Source organism: Methylocystis sp., from assembly GCF_050246715.1.
Classification (GTDB): Bacteria; Pseudomonadota; Alphaproteobacteria; order Rhizobiales; family Beijerinckiaceae; genus Methylocystis.
Genome location: NZ_JBFWVN010000095.1, coordinates 1 through 7143, shown reverse-complemented (window position 1 = coordinate 7143; position 7143 = coordinate 1). Strand labels below are relative to the sequence as shown.

Genomic DNA, 7143 nt, shown 5'->3' with positions numbered 1-7143 from the left:
CAGCGGCGCCGGATCAATTTGCAAGCAAACAGCATCCCGCGCAGCGAAAACCTGCGGAAACGATTACTTCCGCAGGTCTCAAAACTTCGTCACGTCAACGCCTTGCGAGTTCTTCACGGATGACTGCTTTAGCAGCCACCTCCGTCCTCGCGGCAGATCTTCCTCACTACAAGGCGCCTTATCTTCCGCCCCCTCCGCCTCCGCCTATGTGGACAGGCTTCTATGTCGGTCTGAACGCGGGCGGCGCGTGGAGTTCCAGCAACTCCGTGACCACTTCCGGCTTTCCCCTGCTGAATCCCCCGGTCGGAGTGAATATGCCCGTCCAACCTGGCAACAGCGTCAATTTCATTCCTGAGATACCGATTGGCTCGATGGCGGCTCTTAGCGCCAGCGGCGTGCGTTCGGGGTCGTCAAACGGCGGCTTCATTGGCGGCGGTCAAATCGGTTATAACTGGCAATTCTACAATAGCTTCGTCGCCGGCATCGAAGCGGACATTCAGGGCATCGCGTCCAATAATTCAGCTGTTACCGGATTTGGGGCCGCGGCTAATCCAATTGACTCGTACTCTGGATTTAGTCCGACGATGACAATCCAGCAGATACGCCGGTCCGTCGATTACCTGGGAACGGTGCGCGGCCGCCTTGGCTGGCTGTTCACGCCGACTTTGCTGGTTTACAGCTCCGGCGGCTTGGCCTATGGCGGGTTGAATCTCAGTGCGAACTTTCTCACGGCGAACCTCGGCCCCGGGTTTGGCGCCGGATTCTGCTCAAGCTGCTTGTTTGGGCCGTCTTTTGGAAATGGCAGCTACTCGGACACCCGCGTCGGCTGGACGGCCGGCGGCGGTCTCGAGTGGATGTTCTGGCCGAATTGGAGCGCCAAGGCTGAATATCTATATTATGACCTTGGACGCGTCTCGGCGCCGTCTTCAGTTTTGGCGGGTGCGACCAATGCCGGATTTGTGAACTATGCCTATGCGGTCAACGTCACGACTCGCTTCAACGGCAACATCGTCCGCGCCGGCGTGAACTATCATTTCAACTGGGCCGTGCCGCCGGTCATTGCGAAATACTGACGAACGACCCCCAAGCGTTTCGTCAAAGAGAAAGCCCGGTTCGCGCCGGGCTTTTTCATTACGGCATTCGCCCGCTACTCACGGTCGCGGGCCTTTTTTCAGCCTCGTGCCGAGCGCGCCGGAGCGCTCAATAACGGGCCACGAATTTGTTGGCGAGAACGATCACCCCGACGAGCACGACGATAACGGCGGGAAGGCCAAAAAGCTCGAAGGCTTGAGCGTGAGTCATATTTCTGACTCCAAGGACATATCGTGCGAACAAATGTAGGGCGACGGCGGTTGCGAGCCAGCGGAGCCATCAAAACTTTAGAATGACGCCGCCCAGGAACGGGGCGAGGTTGCGTTGCAGGGTAACCTTCCCAAGAGGAAGGTTTAGCGACAACCTCGGCCAAGTTTTCTCAAGGCGAAGAGCTGTTCGACCCAAATGTGGCGCTTGGCATGTTTACCTATGAGGGGCCAGCAACGGGGAGCATGGATAATCCGGCGCGAGAAATTGACCTCGCGGAAATGACGCGATGGGGCTGGGATGGCCGACAGCTGCAGTACCGTGAAGCGCTCGCACGTGGCGGTAACCTACCATTAACTACGGCGCCTGGTTCGCGCTTGCTCCAGTCGCGCGGCGCGCCTACGAATTGCCCCGTCGCCTGCAAGAGGCGACGATCCTTTCAACCGCAAAACTTCAGCCCGGCCGGCGACGACCGGGCTTTTTCGTGCGTCCATGTTGAATTTCATGTTGCGCGGAGTCGCCGCGTCTCTATTGAAATCGTTGGAGATCAACGTCATTTGTTGCGCCATGTTGCATGCGGAAAGCGGCGCCATCGGAAGGCGGAAAATAAGCTAAGATGCTGATTTTATCGTGGTAGCGGAGGAGGGACTCGAACCCCCGACACAAGGATTATGATTCCTCTGCTCTAGCCGACTGAGCTACTCCGCCCCGAGCCGCCTGAGCGGTCTGGAAGAATTTGCGATATAGGTTGCCGTCTCGCCACAAGTCAAGGCGGCGCCGAGATCGGCGCCTCCCGTCGTGACCGGTCCGAAATCGGCCGCCAGCCTGCCGGCTGGGCCAATCGGCGCGTGCAGGAGCCTTTCCTTTGCGCCTCCGCCATGCGAGAAGCCGGCTGAGCCTCGCCGTTTCGCGGACGCCGCCGCCGGCCGTGGGTTCGCTTGGCTGAAGCTTTCCGGTTAGCGCCAATGTCGGTCAGACATCCGATCATCTCCATCACCGGCTCGTCAGGCGCCGGCACGAGTTCGGTCAAGGCGACCTTCGAACAGATTTTCCGCCGTGAGCGCATCGAGGTCGCCTATGTCGAAGGCGACAGTTTCCATCGTCATAATCGCGAGGAAATGAAGACGGCGATGTTCGAGGCCCAGGTCAAGGGCAATCATCATTTCAGCCATTTCGGTCCCGAGGCCAATCTGCTGGCGGAGCTCGAAACGCTGTTTCGCGAATATGGCGAAACCGGCTCTGGCCACTATCGCCATTACGCCCATGACGAGAACGAGGCAGCGGTCCTCGGCGTCGCGCCGGGAACCTTCACCGATTGGCACGAATTGCCGCCCAATACCGACGTGCTGTTTTACGAAGGGCTGCACGGCGCGGTCGTCACTGACGAGGTCAATGTCGCGCGCTACGCCGATCTCAAGATCGGCGTCGTTCCGGTCATCAATCTCGAATGGACGCAAAAGTTGCATCGCGACCGGCATTCGCGCGGCTATACGACCGAAGCCGTCACCGAGACGATACTGCGGCGGATGCATGATTATGTGCATTATATCTGTCCCCAGTTCTCCGAGACGGATATAAATTTCCAGCGCGCGGCGACGGTCGACACGTCCAATCCCTTTGTCGCCCGGTCAATTCCGACGCCCGATGAATCGATCGTCGTCATTCGCTTTCGCGATCCGCGGGGGGTGGATTTCCCCTATCTTGTGGCGATGATCGCGGGAAGCTGGATGTCGCGCGCCAATTCGATTGTCATCCCGGGCAATAAGCTCGATCTTGCCATGCAACTGATCCTCACGCCGAGGATCCTCGAACTGGTCAGACGCAGGAAAGGCGTGACGTGAACGACACCATAGTGACGGCGGCCAAGAAGACTTCCTCAGCGGCGGGCGCGACGTCCGATCCTCGGCGCGACGCTAACGCCATTCGCGCCCTGGCGATGGATGCGGTCGAAAAGGCGAAATCCGGCCATCCCGGCATGCCGATGGGCATGGCCGACGTCGCGACCGTGCTGTTCCAGCGCTTCATGAAATTCGACGCCAGCCGGCCGGACTGGCCGGACCGCGACCGTTTCGTGCTCTCGGCTGGCCATGGCTCGATGCTGCTTTACGCGCTGCTCTATCTCCTCGGCTATCCAGGGATGGGGCGAAAGGAGCTCGAGAATTTCCGCCAGCTCGGTTCGCCGACGGCCGGTCACCCCGAATATGGGCACGCCGCCGGGATCGAGACGACGACCGGCCCGCTCGGGCAGGGCCTCGCCACCGCGGTCGGCATGGCGATCGCCGAACGTCTCGCGGCGACGCGCTTCGGCGACGATCTCGTCGATCATTTCACCTATGTCCTTGCCGGCGACGGCTGCCTGATGGAGGGCGTCAGCCATGAGGCGATCGACCTCGCCGGACATTTGAAGCTCTCGAAACTTATCCTGTTCTGGGACGATAATTCGATCTCGATCGACGGGCCGACGAGCCTAGCCACCTCGACAGATCAGATCGCGCGCTTTGCGGCCGCCGGCTGGCACGTCGCATCCATCGACGGCCATGATCTCGAGGCCGTCGCCGAGGCGATCGCCGCCGCCCAGGCCGATCCACGGCCCTCGCTGATTGGCTGCCGCACGCTCATCGGCTATGGCGCGCCGACCAAGCAGGGTAAGGAAAGCTGCCACGGTTCGCCGCTCGGCGCGGCGGAGGTCGACGCGGCACGCGAAGCGCTCGTCTGGCCGCATGCGCCCTTCGAACTGCCGGGCGACGTTCTCGACGCGTGGCGCGCGGCGGGTCGGCGCGGCGCAAAGGTGCGCGAAGAATGGGAGGCGCGCCGCGCCGCGTCGCCCAAGGGCGCAGCATTCGAGGCGTTCATGAAGGGCGATGTCGCTGGGGAGATCGCCAAGCCGCTCGCCGAATTCCGCGCCACTCTCGTCGCCGAGAAGCCGAAAGTCGCGACGCGCAAATCGTCGGAAATGACGCTCGGCGTGATCAATGCCGCGACGCAGGCGACGATCGGCGGCTCGGCGGATCTGACCCATTCCAACTTCACCATCACCAAGGGCATGGGCGAAGTGGCGCCGGATGATTTTACCGGCCGCTACATCCATTACGGCGTGCGCGAATTCGGCATGGCGGCGGCGATGAACGGCATCGCGCTCCATGGCGGATTCGTGCCCTATGGCGGCACTTTCCTGGTGTTCTCGGACTATGCCCGCGCCGCCATCCGACTTTCGGCGCTGATGGGCCAGCGCGTCATTTATGTGCTGACCCATGATTCGATCGGCCTTGGCGAAGACGGGCCGACGCATCAACCGGTGGAGCATCTGGCGGCGCTGCGCGCCATGCCCAATCTCAATGTCTTCCGCCCGGCCGACGCGATCGAAACCGCCGAATGCTGGGAGTTGGCGCTCGTCAGCCGCCACACGCCCTCAATCTTGAGCCTGTCGCGGCAGAATCTGCCGACGCTCGACCGGCCGGTCGGCGAGAATCTTTCCGCGAAGGGCGCCTATGTGCTACGCGAAGCGGCGGGCAAGCGCGACGTTACGCTGCTCGCCACCGGATCAGAGGTTGAAATCGCTCTCGCGGGGGCGGACACTCTAGCCGCGCAAGGGATAAAGGCCGCCGTCGTGTCCATGCCCTGCTGGGAGCTGTTCGAGGCTCAGTCCGAGGCCTATCGGGCAGAGGTTCTGGGCGCCGCGCCGCGCGTCGCGGTCGAAGCGGCGGTTCGGCTCGGCTGGGACCGCTGGCTCGGCGAGCGCGGCGCTTTCATTGGCATGAACGGCTTTGGCGCGAGCGGACCGGCGGCCGAGCTTTATAAGCATTTTGGCGTCACGGCCGAGGCTGTGGCTGAGGCGGCTCGGACACTAGTTAAGGCGTAAGAGACAGCGGAGGCGACAATGGCGCTCATCACCCTAAGGCAGTTGCTCGATCACGCCGCCGAGCACGACTATGGCGTTCCGGCGTTCAACATCAACAATATGGAGCAGGGGCTCGCGGTGATGGAGGCGGCCGCCTCGGTCGAAGCGCCGGTCATCATCCAGGCCTCGCGCGGCGCGCGCGCCTACGCCAATGACGTCATGCTCGCCAAGATGATCGAGGCGCTCGCCGCGATCTGGCCCGACATTCCGCTCGTCATGCATCTCGACCACGGCAACGCCGAAGCGACCTGCGCCAGCGCCATCCGCTTCGGCTTCACCTCGGTGATGATGGACGGTTCGCTGAAGGCCGACGGCAAGACGCCCGCCGATTATGATTACAATGTGCGGGTCACCCGCAGCGTGGTCGACATGGCGCATTGGGTCGGCGCCTCGGTCGAAGGCGAGCTTGGCGTGCTCGGCTCGCTCGAAAGCGGCATGGGCGAGAAGGAAGACGGCCATGGCGCCGAAGGCAAGCTCTCGCATGACCAGCTGCTGACCGATCCGGCCCAGGCCGAGGATTTCGTCGCGCGCACCAAGGTCGACGCGCTCGCCATCGCGATGGGCACGTCGCATGGCGCCTATAAATTTTCGCGCAAGCCCGACGGCGCGATTCTGGCGATGAAGGTGGTCGAGGAAATCCACCGCCGCCTGCCCGCCACCCATCTCGTGATGCACGGCTCTTCATCGGTGCCGCAGGATTTGCAGGACGCCTTCAACGCCGCCGGCGGCGAGATGCCGCAGACCTGGGGCGTGCCGGTCGCCGAGATTCAGCACGGCATCAAATTTGGCGTGCGCAAGATCAACATCGACACCGACAATCGGATCGCCATGACTGCGGCGATCCGCGGCGTTCTCGGCAAGAACAAGGGCGAATTCGATCCGCGCAAATATCTAAAGCCGGCGATGGAGGCCATGCGCGCCGTCTGCAAGCAGCGCTATGAGGAATTCGGCACGGCGGGGCAGGCCTCGAAAATCAAGCCGATCCCGCTCTCCGAAATGGCCAAGCGCTACGCCAGCGGCGCGCTCGATCCGCAATTTGCGAGCAAGAAGGCGGCGGAGTAGGGCGGGAGCGCCCCGGCCGAAGGATTTGGTTCGGCCGGAGCGATTTGCCGGCGGCGCCGCCGCTGGCCTGTCATCACTTTTCGAAATCGCCACAAAGATTGACTGTCATGCAGGATACAAAAACTGCGGGGCCAGAGAGCTCGGCGGTGCGGGTCGCCTTATGGCGCGCGATGCATGTCGAGACCGATCCGCCGCCGCATGTATTCGAGGATTTATTGGGTCTGCGGTTGGCGGCCCCCGACGAAAATTGGCGTCACCGTCCCGACATGGACCCCGATGGCACGAAGCCGTTCCGGGCCTCGATCGTGGCCCGCGCCCGTTTCATCGAGGATTTGGTCATCGAGCGGGCCGGCGAAGGCGTCAGCCAATATGTGATCCTGGGCGCGGGACTGGACACATTCGCCCAGCGCAGGCCGGATATCGCTTCTCATCTGCGCCTATTCGAAATCGATCAGCCCGGCCCTCAGGCGTGGAAACGGCGACGCCTGATCGATCTTGGCTTTGGCGTTCCCGAATGTGTGCGACTGGTCCCGGTCGATTTCGAGGCGGGCGAGCCCTGGCGGCGGCGATTGACGGACGCGGGATTCGACGCGGTCCAGCCCGCCATCATCGTTTCCACGGGCGTGAGTATGTATCTCTCGAAGGAAGCGAATTTGGCCGCGTTGCGCAATGTCGCCGCGATGATGGCTCCGGGCTCGACTTTCGCGATGACCTTTCTGCTGCCACTGGAGCTTGCCGATCCTGACGTGCGTCCCGGACTAGCCCATCTTATTCGTGACGGCGCCGTTCGAAGGCTGGCGAGCATAGCATAGGTGGCTGAAACGGCGTAGGATTCGGTTGCTGACACCAACCCGTTCCGCTTCGACCTCACAGCCACGCCCGCC

5 protein-coding genes and 1 tRNA gene are annotated in these 7143 nt (G+C 62.4%); 5 read left to right on the top strand and 1 reads right to left on the bottom strand.

Annotated elements, in window-relative coordinates:
* Positions 1–119 precede the first annotated feature (119 nt).
* On the top strand, positions 120–1073 hold the full coding sequence (locus tag AB7I51_RS17305) for an outer membrane protein (protein WP_428405505.1): 954 nt from the start codon (positions 120–122) through the stop codon (positions 1071–1073).
* A gap of 857 nt (positions 1074–1930) precedes the next feature.
* Here AB7I51_RS17305 and AB7I51_RS17300 read toward each other — a convergent pair.
* Positions 1931–2007 (bottom strand) — tRNA-Met (locus tag AB7I51_RS17300).
* A 257-nt stretch (positions 2008–2264) separates the two neighbouring features.
* Between AB7I51_RS17300 and AB7I51_RS17295 the strand changes: the two genes are divergently transcribed.
* The 4 genes from AB7I51_RS17295 (at position 2265) to AB7I51_RS17280 (ending at position 7071) form a co-directional block, all read left to right on the top strand.
* Positions 2265–3140, top strand: a complete 876-nt coding sequence (locus tag AB7I51_RS17295) for a phosphoribulokinase (protein ID WP_428405501.1) — start codon at positions 2265–2267, stop codon at positions 3138–3140.
* Entirely contained in the window at positions 3137–5158 is a 2022-nt protein-coding gene (gene tkt / locus AB7I51_RS17290) for a transketolase (protein ID WP_428405502.1), read from the top strand. The genes AB7I51_RS17295 and tkt overlap by 4 nt, the downstream gene beginning before the upstream one ends.
* Before the next feature lie 18 nt (positions 5159–5176).
* Entirely contained in the window at positions 5177–6259 is a 1083-nt protein-coding gene (gene fba / locus AB7I51_RS17285; RefSeq protein WP_428405503.1) for a class II fructose-bisphosphate aldolase, read from the top strand.
* Between the two features lie 107 nt (positions 6260–6366).
* Positions 6367–7071, top strand: coding sequence for a class I SAM-dependent methyltransferase (locus AB7I51_RS17280; RefSeq protein ID WP_428405504.1), 705 nt, complete (start codon positions 6367–6369; stop codon positions 7069–7071).
* Positions 7072–7143 lie beyond the last annotated feature (72 nt).